The sequence below is a fragment of the Bacteriovorax sp. HI3 genome (genome assembly GCF_059738875.1).
The window spans coordinates 1985078-2009491 of the sequence record NZ_AP026946.1 but is presented as its reverse complement, the minus strand read 5'-3'; the positions used below and the strand labels follow the sequence as shown (position 1 = coordinate 2009491).

General features: G+C 41.7%; 21 protein-coding genes. 10 read left to right on the top strand and 11 right to left on the bottom strand.

What is annotated here, in order from left to right; translation table 11 throughout:
* The first annotated feature begins 50 nt into the window (after positions 1–50).
* On the top strand, positions 51–767 hold the full coding sequence (locus AC6JA8_RS09925; RefSeq protein ID WP_497973660.1) for a class I SAM-dependent methyltransferase: 717 nt from the start codon (positions 51–53) through the stop codon (positions 765–767).
* Here AC6JA8_RS09925 and AC6JA8_RS09920 read toward each other — a convergent pair.
* Positions 764–1159 (bottom strand): translation initiation factor, encoded by a 396-nt coding sequence (locus AC6JA8_RS09920; RefSeq protein ID WP_497973659.1) that lies wholly within the window; start codon positions 1157–1159, stop codon positions 764–766. The two genes, AC6JA8_RS09925 and AC6JA8_RS09920, sit on opposite strands and share 4 nt — an antisense overlap.
* 69 nt (positions 1160–1228) lie before the next feature.
* Between AC6JA8_RS09920 and AC6JA8_RS09915 the strand changes: the two genes are divergently transcribed.
* Positions 1229–2224, top strand: a complete 996-nt coding sequence (locus AC6JA8_RS09915) for an adenosine kinase (RefSeq protein ID WP_497973658.1) — start codon at positions 1229–1231, stop codon at positions 2222–2224.
* A gap of 28 nt (positions 2225–2252) precedes the next feature.
* A complete protein-coding gene (asnS, locus tag AC6JA8_RS09910) occupies positions 2253–3665 on the top strand; it encodes an asparagine--tRNA ligase (RefSeq protein ID WP_102243665.1) in 1413 nt (470 codons plus the stop codon).
* Between the two features lie 65 nt (positions 3666–3730).
* Here asnS and AC6JA8_RS09905 read toward each other — a convergent pair whose 3' ends face one another.
* The 6 genes from AC6JA8_RS09905 to AC6JA8_RS09880 form a co-directional block, all read right to left on the bottom strand.
* On the bottom strand, positions 3731–4120 hold the full coding sequence (locus AC6JA8_RS09905) for an Ig-like domain-containing protein (RefSeq protein WP_102243664.1): 390 nt from the start codon (positions 4118–4120) through the stop codon (positions 3731–3733).
* An 11-nt stretch (positions 4121–4131) separates the two neighbouring features.
* Positions 4132–5724 carry a PSP1 domain-containing protein gene (locus AC6JA8_RS09900; RefSeq protein WP_497973657.1) on the bottom strand — a complete coding sequence of 531 codons (1593 nt, stop codon included), beginning with the start codon at positions 5722–5724 and terminating at the stop codon, positions 4132–4134.
* Between the two features lie 59 nt (positions 5725–5783).
* The gene (locus AC6JA8_RS09895; RefSeq protein WP_497973656.1) at positions 5784–6464 is read right to left on the bottom strand and encodes a DNA polymerase III delta subunit-related protein; all 681 of its coding nucleotides are present in this window, start codon (positions 6462–6464) and stop codon (positions 5784–5786) included.
* A complete protein-coding gene (gene tmk / locus AC6JA8_RS09890; RefSeq protein ID WP_497973655.1) occupies positions 6465–7172 on the bottom strand; it encodes a dTMP kinase in 708 nt (235 codons plus the stop codon).
* Positions 7173–7227: 55 nt separating this feature from the next.
* Positions 7228–8388, bottom strand: coding sequence for a hypothetical protein (locus AC6JA8_RS09885; RefSeq protein WP_497973654.1), 1161 nt, complete (start codon positions 8386–8388; stop codon positions 7228–7230).
* Positions 8389–8530: 142 nt separating this feature from the next.
* Positions 8531–9661: a hypothetical protein gene (locus AC6JA8_RS09880; RefSeq protein WP_497973653.1), complete on the bottom strand. Its 1131-nt coding sequence runs from the start codon at positions 9659–9661 to the stop codon at positions 8531–8533.
* 222 nt (positions 9662–9883) lie between these two features.
* Here AC6JA8_RS09880 and AC6JA8_RS09875 point away from each other — a divergent pair, with 222 nt between their 5' ends.
* The 7 genes from AC6JA8_RS09875 to AC6JA8_RS09845 all read left to right on the top strand — a co-directional run bounded on the left by AC6JA8_RS09875 (position 9884) and on the right by AC6JA8_RS09845 (position 18866).
* Entirely contained in the window at positions 9884–11191 is a 1308-nt protein-coding gene (locus AC6JA8_RS09875) for a hypothetical protein (RefSeq protein WP_497973652.1), read from the top strand.
* Positions 11192–11193: 2 nt separating this feature from the next.
* The gene (locus tag AC6JA8_RS09870) at positions 11194–12594 is read left to right on the top strand and encodes a hypothetical protein (RefSeq protein ID WP_497973651.1); all 1401 of its coding nucleotides are present in this window, start codon (positions 11194–11196) and stop codon (positions 12592–12594) included.
* Positions 12591–12815, top strand: coding sequence for a Flp family type IVb pilin (locus AC6JA8_RS09865; protein WP_497973650.1), 225 nt, complete (start codon positions 12591–12593; stop codon positions 12813–12815). Before AC6JA8_RS09870 ends, AC6JA8_RS09865 begins: the two co-directional genes overlap by 4 nt.
* A gap of 151 nt (positions 12816–12966) precedes the next feature.
* Complete coding sequence (locus AC6JA8_RS09860) at positions 12967–14073, top strand: OmpW/AlkL family protein (protein ID WP_497973649.1); 1107 nt, start codon at positions 12967–12969, stop codon at positions 14071–14073.
* Positions 14074–14244: 171 nt separating this feature from the next.
* Positions 14245–15540: a thiolase family protein gene (locus tag AC6JA8_RS09855; RefSeq protein ID WP_142409481.1), complete on the top strand. Its 1296-nt coding sequence runs from the start codon at positions 14245–14247 to the stop codon at positions 15538–15540.
* Positions 15541–15561: 21 nt separating this feature from the next.
* Positions 15562–17691 carry a 3-hydroxyacyl-CoA dehydrogenase NAD-binding domain-containing protein gene (locus AC6JA8_RS09850; protein ID WP_497973648.1) on the top strand — a complete coding sequence of 710 codons (2130 nt, stop codon included), beginning with the start codon at positions 15562–15564 and terminating at the stop codon, positions 17689–17691.
* Entirely contained in the window at positions 17691–18866 is a 1176-nt protein-coding gene (locus AC6JA8_RS09845; protein WP_497973647.1) for an ABC transporter permease, read from the top strand. The genes AC6JA8_RS09850 and AC6JA8_RS09845 overlap by 1 nt, the downstream gene beginning before the upstream one ends.
* A 1-nt stretch (position 18867) precedes the next feature.
* Here AC6JA8_RS09845 and AC6JA8_RS09840 read toward each other — a convergent pair whose 3' ends face one another.
* From AC6JA8_RS09840 to AC6JA8_RS09825, 4 genes are all read right to left on the bottom strand, one after another.
* A complete protein-coding gene (locus AC6JA8_RS09840; protein ID WP_497973646.1) occupies positions 18868–20655 on the bottom strand; it encodes a methyl-accepting chemotaxis protein in 1788 nt (595 codons plus the stop codon).
* Positions 20656–20760: 105 nt separating this feature from the next.
* On the bottom strand, positions 20761–21603 hold the full coding sequence (locus tag AC6JA8_RS09835; RefSeq protein WP_497973645.1) for an HTTM domain-containing protein: 843 nt from the start codon (positions 21601–21603) through the stop codon (positions 20761–20763).
* Entirely contained in the window at positions 21591–22028 is a 438-nt protein-coding gene (locus tag AC6JA8_RS09830) for a hypothetical protein (RefSeq protein ID WP_497973644.1), read from the bottom strand. The genes AC6JA8_RS09835 and AC6JA8_RS09830 overlap by 13 nt, the downstream gene beginning before the upstream one ends.
* Before the next feature lie 53 nt (positions 22029–22081).
* Positions 22082–24409, bottom strand: a complete 2328-nt coding sequence (locus AC6JA8_RS09825) for a Tex family protein (RefSeq protein ID WP_497973643.1) — start codon at positions 24407–24409, stop codon at positions 22082–22084.
* Positions 24410–24414: the final 5 nt, after the last annotated feature.

The following is a 24414-nucleotide window of genomic DNA, read 5'->3' as shown; positions in this document are numbered from 1 at the left end:
AAAATATGAGCCTATAATAGCCAATAATGAATGAGTTGATAAAGATAAAAATGAGCGATGAGAACGCTTCTTTGTGGCCGGATTTTCTAAAGTCCGCCTTGCTGGAAAATGAACGTTTCTCATTGGTAGTTGAACCAGAGCGTAAGTTATGTGATCTCTGCGATTATCTTTATTACCGTGAGGAGATTCTCTCGTTTCACTCCAATGAATTAGGGGAGATGAGTTTTGATTTTGAAGAACTCATGAAGTATCACCAGAGACAAAACTACGCACTTTCCAAGGAACCATTGGCAAAAGCACTGGCCATTAAGGGAAGTGGGGAAAAAAGAGTGATTTGGGACACTACTTGTGGCACGGGTAAAGACAGTTTATTGATCTCTTTTTTTGGAGCAAAACTCACCAGCTTTGAGCGAAACCCGGCCGTTTATCTTCTCTTAAAAGACGCTTTGCGAAGATTCCCGGTGGATTTTCATTTAGAGTTCGGCGATGCCCGCACGCTCACGCATTCTCATAAACCTGAAGTCATCTATTATGATCCCATGTACCCCGCCAAAAAAAAATCGGCCCTGGCACGCAAGGAGATGCGCATCTTTAAGGAAATCGTCGGAGATGATCCGGACTCAAAAGAATTTTTAGAGTGGGCCTTAAAAACAGCAACCGAAAGAGTGGTGGTAAAGCGTCCGCTTGAAGCAGACCCTATTAAAGAGAAGCCGACAGCGAGTTACGTTGGCAAGAGCACTCGCTACGATATGTATAAGATTTTTTAACCGCCGCTGCGTTTAGTTTTAAACCCAAGTTTTGTTAATAAGGCCTCGGCCTTATCTCTTTGATCCCCTTGAAGTTCAATCTGGGGCTTGGCCTCTTTTTTATAAGTTCCACCTGTTCCACAATGATTCTTTAGCTTTTTGGCCAGGTCTTCAAAGTAGGTCGGGTTAAACGGGAAATCGTGAATCACTGTCACTAATTTTCCACCGCGCTGGTTCTTTTCTAGTTTTAACTTCAAAGTGACTTTTGCCGGATCAATCGGCACTGATTGGAGAGGTGAGTCAGCGCAAACGCATGGGTCTTCACCACATTTTTTGCAGAGTTTTAAATGGGAGCCATCGCTGGAGTAAACAAGGCGGGTGGCGCTTTCTTTGACAGGTTTATTTTGTTTCATTTTTAGCGGTTTTTCATTATTCTAATTTAATCAAAAAAGAGATTTTATATTAAAAGGAATGAGTAGGTTATGGCAAAGAAATTTGACGTTTATGGAATTGGAAACGCCCTGGTCGATATGGAATTTGAAGTCACAGCGGACTTCTTAAAAAAGGCCAATATTGAAAAAGGTCTTATGACCCTGGTAGATGAAAATCGTCAAACAGAAATCATTAACACTCTTCATGGAACTCAACATAAAAGATCTTGTGGAGGCTCTGCTGCCAACACAATGATTGCTGTGTCTCAATTTGGTGGAAAAAGTTTTTACTCATGTAAAGTGGCTAGCGATGAAACTGGGGATTTTTATTTTAAAGACCTGATGGACAACGGTGTTGAGACCAACCTTTCTTCAAGCTCACTTGAACCAGGCATCACTGGAAAGTGTATCGTTTTGATCACTCCAGATGCCGACAGGACAATGAATACATTCTTAGGAATTACATCAAATTTTTCTACAAAAGAATTGATGGAAGAGCATATTAAAAATTCTAACTATCTTTATATTGAAGGGTATTTAGTTGCGAGCCCGACAGGGAAAGAAGCGTCTGTTAAAGCAAAAAAAATCGCTGAAACTCACAATGTAAAAACAGCACTGACGTTCTCAGACGTAAACATGGTGAATTTCTTTGCTGATGGCCTAAAAGAAATGATCGGTGATGGGGTTGATTTACTATTTTGTAACGAAGCTGAAGCTTACGCTTACACAAAATCAAATGACCTGAATGAAGCGGTCAGCGCACTAAAGAAGATTGCTAAAACTTTTGCTATCACTCTAGGGCCAAAGGGAGCTTTAGTTTTTGATGGAAAAGAAGAAATCCAGGTGGTCACGATGCCGGTTGAAGCAATCGACACCAACGGTGCGGGAGATCTTTTTGCAGGCGCAATGTTATACGGTATTAATAACGGTATGACGTACGGGGAAGCCGCTAAGTTAGGCTGTTTTGCTTCTTCAACACTGGTCACTCAGTTTGGGGCCCGCTTACGTCCAGAGCAAGCAAAAAAGATTAAAGAACAACTCGCTTAAAAATTATTTTATATAGATAAGGAAATATATGGACCGCTTAAGTGTAAAAAAAATTTTAACAGAAGAGATCGTTGATACAGACGCCACAGTAAAAGGCTGGCTGAGATCTGTTCGTAACTCGAAGAAATTTTCATTCCTGGTTTTAAACGACGGCTCTTCTCAAGAGAACCTGCAAATTATCGTCGATGAAGTCCTGCCAAACTATGCTGAAGTAGCAGGTCTTCTTTCTGGTTCCGCTGTTGCTGTGACTGGACGCCTGGTTCGCGGTGGTGGAAAAGTTCAATCGATTGAAATGCAGGCAAAGTCTGTTGAAATCATCGGTAAAACTGATGAAACATACCCGCTTCAAAAGAAAGCGACATCGCTTGAATTCCTAAGAGAGCAAGCTCACCTTAGAATCAGGACAAACACGTTTGGAGCGATCATGAGAGTTCGCCACCATTTAGCGATGGCCACTCATGAGTTCTTCTCTAATAGAGGATTTTTCTATTTAAACTCACCGATCATCTCAGGCGTAGATGCTGAAGGTGCAGGTGAAATGTTTACTGTTTCAACTCTAGCTTCAGACGTCACAAAGTCTCCAAAGACAAAAGAAGGGAAACTTGATTTCTCTCGCGACTACTTTGGAAAAGAAACTTTCCTGGCCGTAACTGGTCAGCTAGAAGGTGAGTGCTACGCTATGGGGCTTGGAGCTGTGTACACGTTTGGGCCGACATTTAGATCGGAGAACTCAAACACAACTCGCCACCTTTCTGAGTTCTGGATGATTGAGCCAGAAGTTGCTTTTGCTGATTTAGATGAAATCGCGGGCCTTGCCACAGACTACATCAAATACTTAATTGCTTACGCTTTAGAAAAAGCTCCTAAAGAACTTGAGTTCTTAATCAACCGTGAAGATGCAACTTGTGAGAAAAACCACATGGAGATCTTAAAACACGTTCGCGATTCAAAATTTATGCGCATCACTTACACTGAAGCGATGGAGATTTTAGGAAAGGTTGATCCGGCGGTGAAGAAATTCGAATACCCGACAAACTGGGGAGATGAACTACAAACTGAACACGAGCGCTACCTGGCAGAAGTTCACTTCAAGATGCCGGTTATCGTAACAGATTACCCAAAACAATTTAAGGCCTTCTATATGAAGCAAAACCCGGATGGAAAAACAGTCCGTGCGATGGACATCCTGGTTCCAGGTGTTGGGGAGATTATCGGTGGTTCTCAACGTGAAGATGATCTTGCAAAGCTTGAAGCGAGAATGGATGAAATGCACATGCAAAAAGAGCCGCTATGGTGGTACTTAGACCTTCGTCGTTTCGGGTCTGTGCCTCACGCAGGATTTGGTCTAGGGTTTGAAAGAGCTCTTATGTACATCACTGGGATGAACAACATTAGAGACGTGATTCCGTTTCCAAGAACTCCAAAAAATTGTGACTTCTAGTCGTCAAAATAAAAAGGCCCTCTATTAAGAGGGCCTTTTTTTTGTCTTAAATGAAAATTTAAAAATTAACGAACAGCTTGTCCTGAAACATCCACGACAATGTGGCTGTCTTGGTCAAATGAAAGCGTGAATCTTCCAGTGTGGTATCCTTCAAAGAATGGACGGTAGTCAATTCTAAAAGAACATCTCTCACCCGGTTGAAGTGTACGGCAGTTTGTGCTCGCACCGTAGTTTGTTCCACCAATTGTTGCGCGGATCATGTTCAGTGGAGTTGTTCCTGTGTTTGTTACACGATAAGCGATCGATGAGTACGAGTGCACTCTTTGAACACCAAAGTGGTAGTAGTGTCTCTCAACACCTTTTTCAGACGACAGTTCGATGTTTCCTTGAACATTAGTCTTGGCAAATACCGGCAGGGATAAAAGTAGTGAGCAAGCAAGAAGTAATTTTTTCATAAAGGCCTCTCCTAGTTTTCGGTTTTCGGTTTGTTATTATTATCACGTGCTTGTGATTGGTTGTTATTAGGAGTTCCACCTTCGCGGTTTCTGTTGCGGTTCCTATTTCTGTTTCTATTGCGGTTGCGCCCTTGTCCTGGTGGGCGTGGTTCACCTGGTTGTCCTTGTCCTTGAGCTTGTTGAGCTTCGCCTTGTGGACGCGGAGGTCTTGGCCCTTGGTTTTGTTGATTCTTGTTGTGCTCTGGACGTCTTTGTTGCTGCTGTTGTGGACGTTGCCCCTGCTGATGTTGTTGCTGTGGGCGACGTTGTTGATTTTGGTGCTGGTGAGATTTTGTAATCTGCTCAGCTTCCGCTGTGATTTTTTCTGAAGCGTTCATCACTTCAGCAATTTCCTCAGAGTCTTCTTCGTCGAACTCTTCAAAGTCAGCGTTCTTTTCAGCGTATTCTAATTCTTCACCTTCAAGGTTTTTATCAAACGTCTTAAGCGTGTTGTGTTCCATGAACTGATCAGCTTTTAGCTTTTCTTCTTTTGAAAGACCAATAACTGTCGATGTCTCGTTAGTGATATGTTCAAACGTCTCAGGGAAACGGTAGTCTCCTGGAAGTTCTGAATCTTTGGCGTGGTATTGGTTGACTGCGTACGTTCTCTTGATTCCCGTGTCTGTCAGCATTTCAAACTGCTCAACCAGAATGTGAAGTTTTAAAACTTTACCTCTATCGCCGTTAAGCGCTCTGATAAATGTTCCTTCTTTCGGAAGATTTTTTCTTTTGTCTGAGTAAACATCGTCTTCGTACTTGATACAACACTTAATCTGGCCGCAAACACCGTTAAGCTTACTTGGAATAAGTGCCAGGTTCTGGTTCTTGGCCATCTTAATAGAAACGTTTCCATAGTTCTTTAAGAACGATGAACAACATGTCTGAAGACCACAGGCCCCAATGGCCCCGATAGCAGCAGCGCGGTCGCGCACTGAGATCTGGCGAAGTTCAATTCTCATTTTTAGTTCATACACCAGGTCTTTAACCAGGTCTCTGAAGTCAACTCTTGCTGGAGCGTTGAAATAGAATACGGCCTTTTTACCAAACTGCGTGAACTCCACGTGAGTGAGAATCATATCCAGTTTGTATTTTTCAATTAAGTGTAAACAAATAACTTCAGCGCGCTTTTCAGAATCGCGGAATTCAATCTGCGCTTTGATATCTTCGGCCGTTGCCACTTTAGCAATCGAGCGGATAGGGAGCATTGATTTGTTGAAAGTCACATCGTAAGGAAATGAGTTGATATAGCCAACAGTCATCCCTCTATCACTCATGGCCACAACTTTCTGACCGTAAGCAAACTTGCGCTTTCCAATTAAAAAAGGAAACGAGCGGGCGTTGCCGGGAAAGCGCACGCGGATCATGGTGATGATTTCACCTTCTTTAAAGCGCGAGTTTTCTTTTTCGCTTTGATCGATATTTTCCTCAGAAGCTTCGCTGTCTGATTCATCAATCTCGATGGTGTCGTTTGAAATTTCTTCGTTTAGCGTATCTGCATCTTCGTATGTCGATGCTGTATCTTGAGAATTGGGTTGCATTAAATTAAATTCCGTAAAAATTAGCACTAGCCTTATATTCTAGGGAATTACGAACGGAAGTCACTGCACATAGCAGTAAGTCAAAACTAAAAAAACAGGGATAAACGCGAGAGTTTGGTGTTGTTGAAAGCTTCACTTTCTGAGTAGTGCTTTAGCTTTTCCAGTTCTTCTGAGCAGCCTTTAAAACTCGCACTCTTAAGGGTTTTGTTTAGACGCTCTTCAATAAACTTTTTTTCTAAAAGAAGTTCATCCTCTGAGGCCTTGAGTTCTGCGAGAAGCTCCTGAGCAGAAGCAAACTCCAGTGGGGGAGCATCATAATCAGTCTTGTCTTCACCAGAAGGCAGAAGGACTTTAATAGCACGGCTCTCAACCGTGGCCAGAAGGTTTTCATCTTTAGGAGCAAAAAGAAAGAGGCAGAAGTCTTCTGGAAGTTCTTCGAAAACTTTAAGCAGTTTATTTGAGACAACGGTGCTTAAAAGATGAGCATCCATGATGAAAATAAATTTCTTTTTGAGTTCAAAGGCCTTGTAGTTAAGAAATTTTAATAGATCTAAAATTCCCTGAGACTCAACCTTGTAAGAGTTTTCTTTTTTATCTAACTCCACCCATAAAACATCCGGGTGGTCTTGAAGAGGGGTGATGGCCTTTAAAAAATCATGGCCCCATTCTTTGGGATCAGTGTGCACACCATACCTGGCGAGATACACCGATCCCAATTGGTTTTTTTCATACTTTAAAAGTAGAGTTTGGGTAAGAGAAGACGACACTTATAGTTCTTCTTCCAGATTAGCAGACCTGCTCTGGCTAATAAGTTTATTTGTCGCTTCAAAAATCTGCATCGTCATCTGATCAAGAGTCACTTCTGCATCAAGCTTTAAAATCCTGTTAGGGAAAAGCTCCGCCATAAGATCGTAGCCGACGACTAGTTTCTTGTAGAAATCCACACCTTTTGATTCGAAATAATCCTTAGGAGCATTTCTCATTTTCTGGCGCTTTTCCGATGTCTCCACATTGATTCTTAAATAGAACGTCAGGTGAGGAACCAGGTTAAGCGGGAAAACGTTGTGAATGTTTAAGACTTCAGCAACACCTAAACCTCTTGAGTGCCCCTGGTAAACCAGAGAGCTGTCGATATAGCGGTCACAGATGATAACTGTGTTAGGAATAGCTAGTTCTTTTAAAACAACTTCAGAAAGAAGTTGAGCGCGTGAAGAAGCAAATAGGTGAGCTTCGGCAAGAGGCGTGATCTCAGTTTTTGTTTCTAAAATTGCCTGGCGCATTTTTTCGCCAAACGGAGTTCCGCCTGGCTCGCGCAGAACGAGAACGCGGAAGTTTTTTTCTTCCAGGTAGTTTTTTAATTTAATAATTTGAGTTGATTTACCCGCGCCTTCAATTCCTTCAAAGCTCAAAAAGAATGAGCCGGGAAAAGCGGGTGCTCTAAATGAATTCAGTAATTCTTGGGTGATTTCTTTCATGTTGTTGTCCTCACCCTTAGAGTACCTAAAATATTCGAGAAGTTAAAGGGTGTTTTTAGTTCGACACTTCACTCTCAAAAAGGTTGTCACTCGAAGGAATTGGACCGTCTTCTGACCCAGAATTGTCGTAGTTTTCCTTTGAAACCTGCGATCTAACCGGGTCTAATTCCATGGCGCTGGTGTTGTCGTAGAAATAATTTGGATCGTCTTCACCTGCGTTAATTTCCTGGAATTTTGAAGATTCCATGAACGATTTTCTTTGATTTGGCCTGATTGGATTAAGGTTTCTTGTTTCAAATTTTCCCGAGCGTCCCTGGTCGTTGACCTGGTTATTTTGACGTCTTTCACCCAACTGACTTCTTGCACTTGGATTGGTTTGTGGCGGCATTGGCTCGTTCATATTTACTGGATCAAGCATTTCCGCTTGTTCACCCACTGACTTCGCTTCTTTATTCGAAAAAGGTGAGCTTAGTTGGTTTTTAATGTGGAATAAGAAATAACCAATTCCCACAATCGAAACCACTAGAAGCCACTTATAAATAGTGCTGCTACTTGTGCCTGGTTTTGAATCAGCTGTAAAAGATGTATCGATTTTTTCTCTCTCAAAAGATTTCCCGCGCTTGACGTTGCTTAGGTAAGCAAGGCCTGAAATCGCTTCTGTCTCTGGCGAAATGGCCATGACTGATTCTTGTTGCTGCATTAAAACGTGAGAGGGAACACCTGGAAGTTGGTCAGATTCTTTAAGCGATCTGCGGTCAAATCCATCTACCTGATAGAGCTTCATCCACGTATGACCGTGGTTTGTAGAGACCATATCTGTCAGAAGAATTTCTTTATCTTCCAGCATTGTTGTCAGTTCATATTTTTCAAACGGACCAGTTTTTTGGCCGTTTCTTAGCATGAAATACTGTTGTTCATCATCTGTGCTTAAAGTTGTTGCTGAAACTAATTGCGGTTTTCTTCTCTGGAAATAAGGGTGTTCAAAAAGAGCAATCCACTCGTTGCTATCGATGTTTCTTACCTGGTAGTCTTTGACTTCATCGTGGTGATCAATCAAATAGTTTTTTAAATCATAGAGGGTGATATAACCAAAACTTGAATCAGCTTCTGCTCTTATTTCAAAAACGTGCTCGCGGGCATCGACGTTTTGACAAGCTTCTCCTTCGCTATAAAGGAAATCCTTTAGTGTCACAGTTTTTAATGCTTGATTGGCCATAATCTCGAACCCTGGTTTGTGCTTAAAAAAACACGGTTTATCAGATTATTTATCGGTTATTAGGAGAGATTATTTAGGGAGAAAGTGATGGGATTAGGAGACAAAAAGGGTTGGGCAAAGGCCCAACCCCATTGATTTTTGATTAAAGAGCAACGTCGAAATAAAGAGCGAATTCTGGGTATTTAACTTCTTTTGCAAAAAAGTCTCTTCCGTCTTTAGCTCCGAAGATCTTCGATCCAACTTCGGCCGTTAGGCTGACTTTTGGAGTAAATGAGTAAGTGTGACCAATGTAGTACTCGAACCAGTCATCAACACCAGGTGCCTGAGCAAATGGAGCGCCTGAGAAGTGAAGGTACTTGAATTGGAAGTAAGCACTGTTGTTGTCGTTGAACTGGTAAGACACAACCCCGATGTTCATCTCGTGAGAGATATCGAAGTCCTTAGCAGTTCCATCTTGCCATGGAGTGTTTAGGATGAAGTCATCGTTAAAGAAGTAAGATAGTTTATCTGTGATCTGGAACGTGAACGATGGAATTAGCTCTAAGCTGTGTTTCCATGTCGTCGCTTTTACTTTTCCTTTTGCAGGGTCATTGTATAGGTACTGAACCAGCATAGATGTAGAAAGGTTATCACCGAATTTTTTGCTTAAGCTTGTGTTGATACGAGAGTTACCGTATCCAGAAGCAGCACCGTGGTTACGGTCGAAGATACGACGGCCAACACCGACGTCCATTTTTAGACCATTTTCTTTTTCAGTTAACACGTTTTCGCGAGTTAAAAGTAGAAGTGATCTGTAGTGACGGTTGATGAATGTTCCTTTTGCTTCAGCATCTGTGTATTTAAATTCAGATGTAGCAAGGAATTTCCAGTTTTGTACTGGGCGGTAAATGATTGTCGGGTTGTGCATGATCTTTAGATCTTGGATGTCGTGGTCATCTTTGTTTGCACTGTTAACATCTTTTCTCGTGAAGTAATATTCACCGTGGTATGAAGCACTAAAGTGAGATTTTAGGTATCCCCAGATTGGGCCTTGGTCTTTTGCAGCAGCTTTTTCAGCAGCTAGTTTTGCTTCTTCAGCTCTTTTAGCTTCAAGCGCTTTTTCTTCTTCAGCTTTTTTTGCAGCTTCAGCAAGACGAGCTTCTTCCGCCTTTTTTGCCTCTAGGGCCTTTGCGTCAGTCGCTTTTTTCTTTGTCGTTGTTGTTTGCGCCATAGCGTTACTAGCAAGCATTAAGCTCATCGCCATTGCTAGACTCATAGTAAGTTTAGAAAACATCTCTTCCACTCCTCATTAGATAGTTACTTCAGTGTACCCCGTGCAATCGGATTCATTATTCTTTATTAGTTTACTCAAGATTACAATGACATTTTAATTAGTTGTCCATAAAAGGGCCAAGAGTAAGAAAAAGTAAGAAATGTTTAGTCGAAAAGCTCGTAGCGGAGCAGCTGTCAGAATATTAAGTGACAAGCTGGCACTGGTTTGAGAATCTGAGAGTCGATGTCACAAGTTTTTTTTATTTTTCTCCTATTGCAGGCCACTTTAATTCGTTTACCACTGTCGATTTTGATCGTTGTGTTAAGACCTTTGGTTCCTTTTTTCAAAAAAAGACTCAACTTTGAACGCCTGAACTTTCTTGAGGAAGAGTGCCGCTCATTTAAAAGAGACAATCTTAAGGCCGACTACTGTTTTGAGATTTCTTCTGAGGGAGAATTAGAGCAGGTCAGGCCGTTAATTGAGGCCGTGCTCGATCAGAAAAAGAAGGTTGAAATTATTTATTCATCTCCTTCGGTTGAAGTGAAATGCCACAACCTTTATAAGAGTCACCCTGAACTGATCCGTCTCTTCAGGCTTCCACTTTTGTCAGCTTCGCCTTTTAATCTGCTCTATTTTCAAAGTGTGTGGGAATGGGTGAGTGCGCCTGTGGTGGTTTTTTGTCGCTATGATTTTTTCCCTGAGCTTCTGACGTTAAAACTCTTTAAGAAAAAATTTATTCTGGTCTCTGGTGCATTTAAAAAAACATCGTGGTTTAAGCTGCAGAGTTTTATGTGTTTTGATGTTGTGATTGCGGCGACTGATAAAGAAAAAGAAAACTTCACGAAGCTTTTTTCGGGAACACCTAAGAAAGTCTTCTCATGCGATTTCCGCGTGCCAAGAATTGCGACGAGAATGCAGAAGGCCCAGGAAGTGCTGGCGCAAAAAGATGTGCTCACAACTTATATAGATGTTTTAAAAGCACTGCCCGCCGATCAAAAGATCATTCTTGGAAGTGCCTGGCCTTCAGATATGCCGATTTTAAAAGATGAGAAATTGATTGCGGCGGTAAAAGATAAGAAGCTGCACCTTTTGATTGCTCCTCATAAACTCGACGACGAATTTGTTTTGAGCTTAAAGCAAAGCTGTATTGAACTTTTTGGACAAGAGAATGTCGGAGTGGTTAATAACCAGACGACCTACACTCATCATCCTGTTGTCATCTTGCAAATGGGCGGAGTGCTCTGTGAGCTTTATAGTTTATTTGCCCTTAGTTATGTGGGTGGCGGATATGAGCGATCAATTCACTCGGTTTTAGAACCCTTTGTTTCGAATAATGCTGTTGTTGTGGGCCCTAAGGTCGGCCGCTCGACAGAATACGACCTGGCCTCTTCCTTACTTCCCGACGAAATTCATGTACTCAATCGAGCAGATTCCTTTTATACTATTAAAGAGTCGATGAATTTAGAGACTTTGAATCGATCAAAGCGCGAAGAGCTCCGCAACGAGACGGCGCGTGAAATGAAAGCAGTGATTGCTGAACTTCTAGGGTAAGGATGCTTAATAGAAATCTTGATTACGCACTTGTCGGGCACAATTTTTTTGCCTTTTTACTCTCTATCGGTTTGTTAAACCGTGGCAAAAAAGTTTTAGTTCTCGATGATGACCGTTTTAATTATGGTGATTTTTTCACGAACTCCCTGACGAGCCTGGATGTCGAATTCATTAAGGCCTGGGGAGAGTCGATGGATTTGGCCCCTTTAAGAAATATTGAAAGCTACCTCTCGCCCGGAAAAGTGTATTTTTACGTCGGAAAAAAACAAGTGGTGCTTGGCGATGTCCCTCACCGCAACTTCCGCGAGCTTTGCCGTAAATTCCCTTCGCTTTTTTACGATGCTCAAAAACTCTCAGGCACTTTCTCCCATGAAAACGAAATCATCTCTTTTGACTCCGTTTATAATGATTTCTGCCAGAAGGTGAGTGCACTTCTTTTTAATGAAAAGAGTGCTGGAAAAATGTCGCTTCTTTTTGAAAGCTCAATCCCGGAAGATTTAAAAGGGCACTTTAATCATTTCTTTTCTCACTTCGCCCAAAAAGAAGGGATGATTGAACAAGAACTATATGACTTCAATGCCCTGGTTTTTATGATGCGTGGTTTTTTCCAAAACCGCTTAAGTATTACTGGCAGTAAGTCGGAGATCATGCACCTCTTTTTCTCTTTGGTCTCTCCTTATTACAAGCTCGACCACGAACGATTGATTGCTGATCTTTTAAGTCATCACCTTTCTATTGGTGGAGAGTTTAAAAAACTAAATCTGCAGGACTTAAAATTCCAGAGTGGGCTTGTGAAGAGTTTTGAACTCGAGAGCTTTGATGGCCTTATTAAGCCACAGAAAATGGCCTTTATTGGGGGATACCCGGTAGGGCTGCCGATTAAACTTCAGGCCACTCAGTCGGCTTCTTATAATTGCCTCAATACAGTTTTCCATTTTAAGAATGAGGTTCCGAAACTTCTTCAGGGGAAAAAATGTGTTTTCACTTCACCGATTAAAATCGGAACGGAAAGACCATTCTGGGAAGTGTACTTCGAGGAGAAAACGGCCACCTTTAATATGATCATGGCCAAAAAAGAAGGGACAAAAATCGATTTTATCCGCGAAAGAGTCAAAAGCATCCTGATGGATGATCTCAATTTTCTTTTTCCGGAGTATACATTTGAATTAGTGGACACAAAAATGAAGTTCACTCTCGATGTTTTTATCGAAGATAAGGATTACAACGCTTATAAAAGAACTGAAGCGGGCTTTAGAAAAAAGATCACTGGCGTCTTAGAGGACACCGCTCCTTTTTTAATTTCCCGTCTCAAAAACGTGCTCTATTTTGGCCCCTATAATGAAGATTCTTTGGGGACTTTTTCGTCTCTTATTGAAATCAAGCGATGGCAGGAGTCCCTGTGAGAAACCAAAAAGGGCAGACAGCGGTGGAGTATATCCTGCTTCTGGTGGTGGTGACGGCCATTGTAACCTCGCTTTTTGGCTATATAAAAACCAGGTACTTAGGTAATATCGACCAGTGCTCTAACCCCTCGAATAAAGGTAAGCTCCTTTGTAAAATCAATAGTTACGTTCAGCCCACCGGGGGCAAAAAACGTTACCAATATTTCCCGTTTAAGAAGTAAACAACCTTCTGTAATCTTTTCACGCTTTGCATAAAACTAATGTGATTCATCCTCAGTCTGCTAAACTCGTGGCGTTAAGTATAATTTGGCATATTAATGATTAAGGCCAGGCTACCCCCGAAGTGCTTAGGTCTATACATGAGGAGAAGTTATGAAACTTAAGGTGGAAAACAAAAGATTAACGTTTATGAGCTTGTTTTTAGCTACGGCTTTAATTGCAGCAACAGCTCACACTGCTCCACTACGCGCTCAAGACGATGTTCTTGATGATGCAGAAGATGCTTTAGCTAACGGTGACGCTCTGGATATGGACCAGATTGAAATCGAAGGAAAGTTATCTCCTTCTGAACTTCTAAAGAGAAGAAGAGAAAAGCTAGAAGAAAGAAATAAGCTAATGGTTGAAAAGAAAATTGAAGATATCCGCGTGAAGCAAGAGATTGCTTTAACAAATAAGCTTCAAGGTGCTTTCAATAACAGCTTAAACAACTTAAACGAAGATAAAGTTCAAACAACTCAAGCTGCACCGGCTCCAGTTGCTCCGGCACCTGTTGCACCGGCTCCAGTGATTGAAACAAGAATCGTTGAAGTACCAGCTCCAGTAGTAAAAGAAGAAAAGAAATCAAAAGTGATTCCTTCTCTTGGAATCAGCAACATTAAAGGTGACAGAATTGACCTTCAGTCAAACGTATCTTTTGGTGTTAATGCTGAAACAATGCTGACTTCACAAATTTCAGCAGGTCTTGGACTTAACTATGCAACAATGGATCTTTCAGATGTTGCTAACGAATATGTAAACACAGGTTATAACAACGTTTATAACACTGGTTATTACGGAACTTATGGTTCAGGAAGAGCGATGAAGTTCACAAAGCTTACAATTGAAGCGACAGGGAAATTCTTCTTTACTGAAGACTCGAAATTTAAGCCATATGCTGGAGCAGGTTTAAGCTTTAACCGTACAGGTCTAAAGTATGACAACAACACAGCATATAACACTGGATATGTTAACTTTGGTAACGAAGAGCTTTCTTCATCAGCTTTCGCAGGATCTGCTAAGCTAGGTGCTGAATTCGATATCTCTGACACGATTGGATTAAACCTTGACCTGTCATACACAAAGAACATTACTTCAGGGATTTCAAAGTCTGCTGGAACGGTTTCAACTAACCCAGACCAAGGGCGTTTAGAGAACATCTCTAAAGAAATCGAAGATGGTGATGTAACTGCAGTTCAAGCTGGTCTAGTTATCAGATTCTAACCAACAAACTTCTGATGAAAATCTAACAAGAGCGGGCTTCAAATGAAGCCCGTTTTTTTTGCTCCAGTATTAAAAAATTCCCTCTGAAACATTCCTTTCTAAAATCCATAAGACGCTATAGAATTATTAGCATATCAATCTTATTTGCCGCCAATTCATGGAGAGAATTTTATGTCAATGAGAGATGTCTACATCGTCGATGGAAAAAGAACGCCACAAGCAAAAGCAGGCCTTGATTTAAAAGATGTGCAAGCGCCATACTTAGGAGCTTACTTAGTTAAGCACTTAATTGACAACACAGACATCCCGACAGACCAGGTTGATGAAGTGATCTTCGGAAACACTGGAACTCCAGCAAAATACCCAAACGTCGGACGCGTAATCGCTCTTGAAGCGGGTCTTGATAAAAAAACTTCTGGTTATTCAGTTCACAGAAACTGTGCTTCAGGAATGGAGGCCGTTGCTCAAGCGTATTTAAAAATCGCTTCGGGAAGATGTGATGTCATTGTTGCCGGTGGTGTTGAATCAATGTCGCAAATGCCACTTATGTACAACAAAGAGATGACTGAGCTTTTTGCAAAACTGATGAAAGCAAAAACGATGGGAGAAAAACTCTCAGCAATGAGTACTTTCCGTCCTAATTATCTGACTCCAATCGTGGCCATCGAGCAAGGTCTGACAGATCCTTTTTGTGGATTAAATATGGGGCAGACGGCGGAGCTTCTGGCACGTGAATTAAAAATCACTCGTCAGATGCAGGATGAGTACGCTAACAACTCTCATGCAAAAGCAGCAGCAGCGACAAAAGAAGGAAGATTTAAAGATGAAATCCTGCCAATCACTATTGGTGGATCACTGAATAAACTTTTAACTGATGACGTTGGTCCTCGCGCGAACTCAACAGTTGAAGGCCTGGGCAAAATGAAGCCATACTTCGATAAAAAATCAGGAACAGTCACTGTTGGTAACAGCTGTCCAATTACTGATGGTGGTTCAGCTCTGCTTTTTGTTTCTGAAGAAGCAGTAAAAAAATACAACTTAAAACCCATTGCTAAAATGACTGATTACCACTTCCACGGCCTTGAGCCAGAGAGAATGGGGATGGGTCCTCTTCTGGCGATGGACGGTGTAATGAAGAGAACAAATCTTAAGCTTTCAGACTTCGATCTGTTTGAACTTAACGAGGCGTTCGCGGCCCAAATCCTGGCAGTAGGAATTGGTCTAAAAGATAAAGAAGTGGCCGCACGTTTTGGATTAGACCACGCGTGGGGAGAGTTGGACTGGAGTAAAGTCAACGTCAACGGCGGCGGGATCGCTCTTGGTCACCCGGTTGGATCAACTGGATCGAGACTAGTGGTGACGTTAATTCACGAGCTAAGAAGAAGAAAAGGGAAGTACGGTTTAGCGTCGCTTTGTATCGGTGGTGGTCAAGGTGGAGCTGTTGTTGTCGAAAACCTGGTTCGTTAATTAATAAAAAGAGAGAAGTATATGGCAAATAATAAAATCAGCTTAGAGTATAAAAACGATATCGCTTACATTGGTTTTGGTTTCAATAGTACAAAATCAATGACGACACTTGATATTGAAACGATGATGGAGCTTATGGAAATCGTCGAAGAGCTTCACACTAAAGGGACAGCTCTAAAAGGTGCGATCTTCTTTTCTCATAAAGAGAATTGTTTTCTTGCCGGTGCAGACATCAACCTGATTGCCAGCATGAGAACAGAAGCAGAAGCGGCCGACGGAGCAGAACGCGGACAAAATATTTACAACCGTATTGAAGATCTTCAGATCCCGACAGTTGTCTGTGTGGATGGTGTGTGTTTAGGTGGAGGTCTTGAGCTTTCACTTTCATGTAAGGCCATTATTGCTTCAAATTCATCAAAGACTTCTCTTGGACTTCCAGAAGTTAAGCTGGGACTTATCCCGGGATTCGGAGGAACGTATCGCCTGCCAAGAAAAATCGGTCTTCCAAACGCTTTAGATATGATCCTGACAGGTAAAACTCTTCGCGCTGAGAAGGCAAAAAGAATCGGCCTGGTGGAAGAAGTTTACCCACGTGAAAATCTCTTAGCGATGGCGCCGAATTTCTTTAACAGAAAAGCAAAACCTCAATCAATTAAAGAATCAATGACAGAACTTGCGACAGAGAACTTTGTCACAAGAAAAATCATTTTCCAAAAAGTGCGTGAAAGCGTTTTAAAGAAAACAAATGGCTTTTACCAAGCTCCGCTTAAGATCCTGGACGTTATGGATTCAGGGATGATGAAAGGGCGCACGAGCTATCTGGCAAGTGAAGCTCAGGCCTTTGGTGAGCTTGCTATTAGTGAGCAAAGTAAAAACCTTCAGCACATTTATTTTATGTCGGAAGCTGTTAAAAAATATAACGGCCCAAAATCTTCAAAACCTCTTCCAGTTCTCTCTCGTGGAGCGGCCCTTGGTGCCGGGACAATGGGAGGAGGGATTGCGTGGCTGATGGCCGAAGCGGGCATGCAGCCGATCATGAAAGACTTAACGACAGACGCGCTGAACTTAGGTCTTAAACAGTCTTCACAAAACTTCCAGGGAGCTCTTAAGAGAAAGAAAATCACTCCTGATGAGTTTGAAAGAAAACAAAGATCCATCACAGCTCAGCTTGATTACTCAGGTTTCAAAAAAATTGACCTGGTGATTGAAGCGGTTGTTGAGAACATGGATATCAAGAAGAAAGTTTTTGCTGAAACAGAAAAACAAGTTCACCTTGAAACTCTTTTAACAAGTAACACGTCTTCACTATCGGTGCAGGAGATGTCAAAGGCCCTTGAGCGCCCTGAGCGTTTTGCGGGACTTCACTTCTTTAACCCGGTTCACTTGATGCCACTGGTGGAAATCATTATCCACGACAAGATTGCTCCAGAGACAATTGAAGCTCTTCATAAGTGGGTTTTACGAGTCAAGAAAACTCCGGTTATCGTTAAAGACGGTCCGGGATTTTTAGTTAACAGAATTCTTATGCCATACCTCAATGAAGCAGGATACCTGTTAGAAGAAGGTGTGAGTGTTAAAGACCTTGACCAGGCGGCACTAAATTTTGGTATGCCAATGGGGCCAGCAAGACTTCTGGATGAAGTTGGTATCGACGTTGCGGTTAAGGTTGGTAAAGTTATGCACGACGGTCTAGGAGCGCGCGCTTATCCTTCAAAAATGTCAGGGAAACTTTCTGAGAAAAACTTCCTTGGTAAAAAGACATCAAAAGGATTTTACCTCTATGATGAAAAAGGAAAAGTGACAGGTCCAAACCCGGAAGTCGAAGAGCTTCTGCCAAAAGAAAAAAAGAAAATGAGCGAGTCTGAACTTCAGATGAGACTGTTTCTTCCAATGATCAATGAAGCAGCGGCCATCCTAAAAGATGGAATCGTTGAAACCGCAGCTGATGTAGACTTAGGTCTTATCTTTGGTATCGGTTTCCCTCCATTTAGAGGCGGGCTGTTGCGTTACGCTGACAGTGAAGGATTGGATAAAATCCTGGGCGCTTTAAAGAATTTTAGTGAAACAGTAGACCGCGAACGCTATACTCCTAACTCATATTTAACGGATCTGGTGGAAACAAAAACCACCTTTTATGAGAAAGCGAAGTAGTGTTTGTAACGTATCTTAAGTATTTCTTCTTTTATATAATTTCTGCTAAAAATCGCCAACGATTGCTGATTCTCTCAGTCGTTGGCCTTTTTCTTTCTTCTTTTGCCTTAATTGTTCTTCAAAGCACGATGGGCGGACTTCAAAACAGTTTAATGGTGCGCTCAAAATCCGTTTTAGGAAAGGCGACGCTTTATTATAAGGCCCCAAAAAACGACCCTGGCTATGAGAAGCTTTTTAAAATCTTAGACGCTAAAAAGGCCCTTTATAGCAAAGAGTATGAAATAGAACTTCTTCTTCGTTACCAAACCTTTATTACGCCAGTTCTTGTTCATGGAATTGATCAGAGTGGGTATGTCCCGGATCTTTTGCGTGCTGATCTTCAAAGCAGTATAGATCAAAAAAAAGTTGATGCGATCATGCCGATTGAACTCGCCTATAAAGTGGGTGTAGCGCCTCCTGAGACTCTGACCATGATTTCTCCGGCCCATGTTGATGATCTTCTAGGGGATGTCCCAAGAAGTCAGTCTATCCAGGTTGAGCGCACGATTTCTACTGAAGTCCCAGAAATTGACCTCTATCATATTTGGGTGAGGCTTCCTCTTGTTCAGAATTTAATTCAATCGCACCTGATAAACCGCGTCCGCATTTATAGCGACATGGACTTTAAAGAGCTGCGCTCACTTCTTCCTTCAGGTATTGAGCTTAAAACATGGGAAGAAGAGAATGCCACTCTAGTGTGGGCCTTAAAACTTGAAAGCACAGTGATGATTTTTCTTTTTGCGGCCATGAGTTTACTTGTGTCTCTTTGTATCACTTCAGGGCTTCTGATTTTCTTTAACAAGATTAAATCAGACCTGGCGAGTTTCTGGATTTTAGGAGCATCGTTTTCTAAGATCGACCGCGCGACGAAATACTTCCTGCATCTGATGAGCATTCTTTCTATTGGAACTGGAGTAGGTTGTGGGCTTATTTTCCTGTGGCTTTTTAATCATTACGCTCCGGAAATTATGCCGGATGTTTTTGTGGATAGAAAGATTCCGATTTTGATTACAGGAAAGGGGCTTTTGATTTCTTTTTTAGTGCCGTATGCGATTTCGTCAGTGTTTTCAATCTTTGCGCTTAATCAGTTTAAGCGCGAACATGATCTTTTGGATCATGTCCGCTCTGTCTCATAACTTAAACGTCTTCAAATCTTGGATCATCATAAGCAGGCGTAGAGTTCGCAGCTACTTTTGTTTTTGTCGTAGCAGGAGCTTGCTTCACTTCTTTTTTAGCCACCATTGGCAGCACATTATCCTTTTTAGGAGCTTCAAAAGATTTCTTGGGCTTTGGAACTTCAGCTTTTTGGGCGGTCTTTTTAGGCATATCTAAGTGTTTTTCAGCCTGCTTTTCTGAGCGAACTTCAGTTTTTACTTCAACTTTTTTCGCCACTTCTTTATAAGCTTCAATGTCTTTAGGCATCTCTTTTTTAGGGGCTTCCTTTGGAGTCTTTTTTGGAGACGCTTCAACTGTCATCTTCCCGCCAAAGATTTCTGTCTCGAGATCTGTAACGGCAATTTGAAGAGAGTTGGCGTGAAGTGAAAGATGTTTTGCATTTTCAGAAGACTGGGCAGCCGCCTTGTTGTTGCTTAAAGTGGCCTGGTCAAGCTGGTTCATCGCGGCCGCAATGTTGCGGACACCTTCGGCCTGCTCTTTAGAGGCAATCGAGATCTCGTTAAGCATATTTTTTACAACTGTAGCATTCGTTACGATGTCTTCTAGTACAGTCCCACAACGGGCTGCAACTTTCATCCCATCTTCAACTTTCAAGCTTCCAGCTTCGGTTAGGGTTTTAACGTTGCGGTTAGTTTCTTCAATAACTGAATTAACTTTTACAATACTGTCGCCCAGGATGTCGGCGATCTCAGTTGAAGCTTTACCAGATACCTGAGCAAGTTTTCCCACTTCCTCAGCAACAACAGCGAACCCCTTTCCGTGCTCACCGGCGCGTGCTGCTTCAACAGAAGCGTTGAATGATAGAAGTTTTGTCTGGAAAACGATATCGTTAATGACTTTGGTTTTTTCAGAGATCTCATTGATGATCTTGACGATTCCACCAATGCGCTCATTTCCACGGGCGATCTCTTCCATAATGTCCTGATTACTTTTTCCGATGGCCTCCATTGAGCCAATCATTTCATCGACAACTTGTTTTCCTTCGGTTGCGATTGAAAGTGATTCTTCAGATTTTTTCGTCGAGTTAGCGACACTGTCTACCGTTGTATTAACTTGTGAAGTGATCTCATCAAGTGTGGCCACCGTTTCTTGAATAGAAGCGGCCTGTTCGTTAGCTGAGCTTGAAACTTCGTGCGAAATTCCTTCTAGTTCAGTAGAGCTGTCTCTTGTTGCAATTGTAATTTCTTTTAGTTTATCAGTTGTCAGGTTCATTGCTTTTAGGCTGCGTGAAAGTGTCCACCACATAACTAAAGCAAGGATGATCTGAGAGACGATGTTGGCAACAATCCCACTAATGATGAAGTCTTTTTTGATGTCGACAATTTCATTGTGGTTGTATTTTAAAGTGATGTAACCGACTGGACCTTCTTTTTCTTCTCCCAGTTTAATAATCTCGCTGTCTTTTTGGAAAAGCTTATCAACATGCTGATGAACTGATTCATCTTTATTCTTTGCTGTCGCAATAAGCTTTTTATCTTTGTCATAAAAAAAGACTTCATTGACGCTTGAATCGACTGTCATGCTGTTGGCGATAGATTGAATGTTACTTATATTTTTAGTTTTTACATATTCTGCAGTTGTATATTTCACAGATTGAATAAGCGCTTCAGCTGCATCATCAATCTGCTTTTCAACTTCCATTGTTGTTTTATTGAGATTGAAAGCTCCCATCGCAATTAAAATAATAAGGGCCGAAAGATTAATGGCCGTCATGAGGCGAAACATTAATGAACGTTTTGATTTTGTCATAAGTAAGGCTCCAAAAGGGACTTGTGCTTAAGTTAGTCAAAAGCTTTATCGTCAAAACCCTTGGAAATGATAAATTTTTTATAAATAATTATTAAATGACTAATGTTATTTTTTTGATGATGTTCTAAGTTTGGAAACGCCATATGGACTAAACCATCCATCCTCAATCATAAAGAGATGAATGATTAACATAACAATTGATAATGAGGCGAACTTGAGAGTGATGAGGATTCCTAAATGCATAAGTGAGTTCAAAATCCAGAGTGTTTTTCTTCCTTTTGGAATAAAAAGGGCCAGAAAAAAAGTTCCTTCAACCGCAATAACTGACCAATTAACTACTTTTTGAATAAAGAGTGGGAGCCCAAAATAGAGCTGGGCCAGGGTCTCAAAACGCGTGGCCGGGTAATCAAAAACATAAATTAAAGCGCGACCTTCACGCCAAAGGGGAGAGAAGAAGAGTTTGTGAAGTCCACTGGCGGTGTATCCGAGAGTGACGATAAGCCAGAGCCCCCAGAATAAAACCGGAGGAAAAGAAAACTCAGGGGATTTATTCTCCCAGAAGAATCTCTCTTCATTATCTGGCACCAGAGACAGCGCCAGCAGCATCCATCCAACGTAGGGAACTCCCGGGTTATAACTAAGGAGATCTTGATGGAAGAAAAAGACCCAGGTGAAAAAAAGAAAAAGGCAATTAAGTGCTCTTTTAATTTTTAGGGTAAAGAGAATTGAGCTTAAAAGAGAAAGCACCAGCAGCACCGAAATCCCAACAGGAGAGCGCAGAGGAGCGAGAAAATCTTTTAAATAAAGAGCGCCTCCTGCCACTTTCATCCCTTCAGAACTATAAAGCTCTCTCCCATAAGGAATAAGAAAAAAGAAATGCTGAATCAGCCACAACCCAAAGAGCATTCTCACCAAAGAAAAAAATTGTGAGTTTGTTAAGGAGCGCATGTAAAGCTCTCCTTCCAATGCCCTGATGATTTCTCCAGGTGATGGATATTAATTTCTACACTCGCAATCTCTTCGGCTTCATTCATCGCGCGCGCCAGAGTTCCCTGATGGCAAAAACCATAAGTGAGCGCCGGCCTCCAGAGCATTTCTGGAAAACGTGGGAAATAAGCGATGGCCACTGAGTATGTCCCCACTAAATAAATCGGGCCTTGAATGTTGGAGTAGAACTTTTGATCAAAGACGGTGCTTTTTTTCAAACCACTTTTTGTTTGGTAATCAACTTTAATTAAATGAGCGAAGTCTTCAACACCCTGACGGTCTGAAAAAACCAAGGGAAGAGGAGAAAAACCAGAAGCAAATCCAATCTGGTCCAGTGTTTTAATTCTAAAGGTGTCGCCAACAAGTCTTATAAGACCTATGGCCACAACAAAAAGTTGCAACCATAGGATAAGATTTTTTTTGAGTCGACTGGATGTCATTACAGTTTTAAGTTTTTTAATCCTGCAAAAGCATTGTTCTTAAGCGCAGGGGCCGGAGCTTGAGCTTTTTCCATATCGCGCTTAGAAGGTCCTGAGCGCTGTGGTCTCTCGCCTGGAGTCGCCTGGGCACTTCTATTAACTTGTGCTCCTTGCTTTGCTGTCAGAGAAATTCTTCCGCGGTCGTAGTCGATGTCCATTACCTGAACTTTTACTTCCTGACCAACTTTTAGAGCAGTCATCGCATCTTCAACAAAGTTATCTGAAATTTGCGAAACGTGAAGAAGACCGTTTTCTTTAATACCGATATCAACGAAGGCCCCAAACTGAGTGATGTTTGTCACTAATCCCGGATACCATTCTCCGATTTTAAGATCGGTGATTTTTGAGACGTCTTTTCTATATTCGAACGACTTAAATTCTGTTCTCGGATCTTGAGAAGGAGCTTTTAGGGCCTTAACGATATCGTTAAAAGTTAATTCTCCAAGCTCTGCTTTTAAAGAAGAGTCTCTTTCAAGTTTTGCGATGAGTTCTTTATCGCCAACCAGCTCTTTTGTATTGACGTTATTTTTCTTTGCCCATGAGGCCAGGAGATCATAGCGCTCAGGGTGAATGAATGTTGCATCTAGAGGCTCTTCTCCGTTATAGATACGAAGAAATCCTGCCGCTTGTTCGAAAACTTTTGGCGAGAAACGAGTTACTTTTAAAATTTCTTTTCTGTTTTTAAAAGCACCGTGGCTGTCTCTGTATTTTACGACGTTACCAGCAAGCCCAGGTCCGATCCCTGAAACGTATGCAAGAAGGGGAGCAGATGCCGTGTTGATGTCAACTCCTACGAAGTTTACACACGATTCAACCACACCTTCTAGTGATTTTTTTAGACGAGCTTGGTTTACATCGTGCTGGTATTGGCCAACACCGATTGATTTTGGGTCAATCTTTACAAGTTCAGCTAGAGGGTCTTGGAAACGTCTAGCAATTGAGATGGCCCCTCTTACTGTAACGTCTTTATCCGGGAATTCTTCGGCCGCAATTTCACTTGCTGAGTAAACAGAAGCACCAGCTTCAGAAATCATTGTCGCGTTGACCTTTCCTTCTTTAACTAATTTTACGTTTTCCTGGATGAAAGCAAGTGTCTCACGTCCATAGGTTCCGTTACCGATAGCAATGTGGTGAACTTTAAATTGCTCAATAATAGCGTCTAAGATCGTTGCCGATTCTTTAACTTTTTTCATTGGCTCATGTGGATAGATTACACAATCAGCTAAAAACTTACCTGTGTTATCAACGATAGCGATCTTACAACCTGTTCTTACCCCAGGGTCAACACCGATAACTGCTTTTGGCCCAAGGTAGGGTTGAAGCAGAAGGTTTTTCAGGTTAACACCAAAGACGTTGATGGCCGTTTCATCAGAAATTCTTTTTAATTCTGATTTCACTTCCAAATCAAGAGAAGGGTAGATGTAGTTCATGTAAGCTTTTTTAGAAGCTAGCTCTAAATCAGCAAGGCATCCTAAGTTTCCAGCGTTGAAGAATTTCTTTTTTAGTAACCCGAGTGCCACTTCTTCCGGGAAAACAACATCAACTTTTAGAGTCTTTGATGTCATCCCTCTTCTCATTGCCAAGAAACGGTGGCCTGCTTTTGGCTCTTTAAGTTCAGAAATTTTTTGTGAGAATTCAAAGTAGTCTTTGTATTTCATCCACTCTTTGTCTTCTTCTTCGGCCTTATCTCTTTTTGTCGATTTTAAAACAGCATCTTTCCAGAAGTCTGCACGAAGAATGTCTTTAACTTCTGTATCGTGGGCCATTGTTTCGATGATGATATCGAAAGCTCCAGAGTAAGCGTCTTCAAAAGATTTGATCTTAAGATCAGGCTTATTGAATTGATCGCCAAACTCAGCTTTAAGTTGCTCTTTTGTTTTTGGCGTTCCAAGAATGATGTTTGCCAGTGGCTCAAGCCCAGCTTCTTTAGCGAGCATCCCTTTCGATTTTTTCTTCGCTTTGTAAGGAGCGTATAAGTCTTCAAGCTGGTTGATCGTGTCGGCCGCCTTGATTTTCTTTTCCAGTTCTGGAGTCATCTGTTCCATTTTTTTGATGGCATCCAGAATGTATTCGCGGCGCTTTTCTCTTTCTAAATAATTCTCATAGGCTTCATGGATGTTTCTGATTTGTACTTCATCCATTCCTCCAGTAGCTTCTTTTCTATAGCGTGCTACGAAGGGAACCGTTGATTGTTCTGTGATCAACAGGTTTAAAACGGCCAGGACGTTTCTTGCATTGATCTGCGTTTCCTGAGCGGCAAAGATGACAGCATTTTGTTCTAGTGACATTTCGT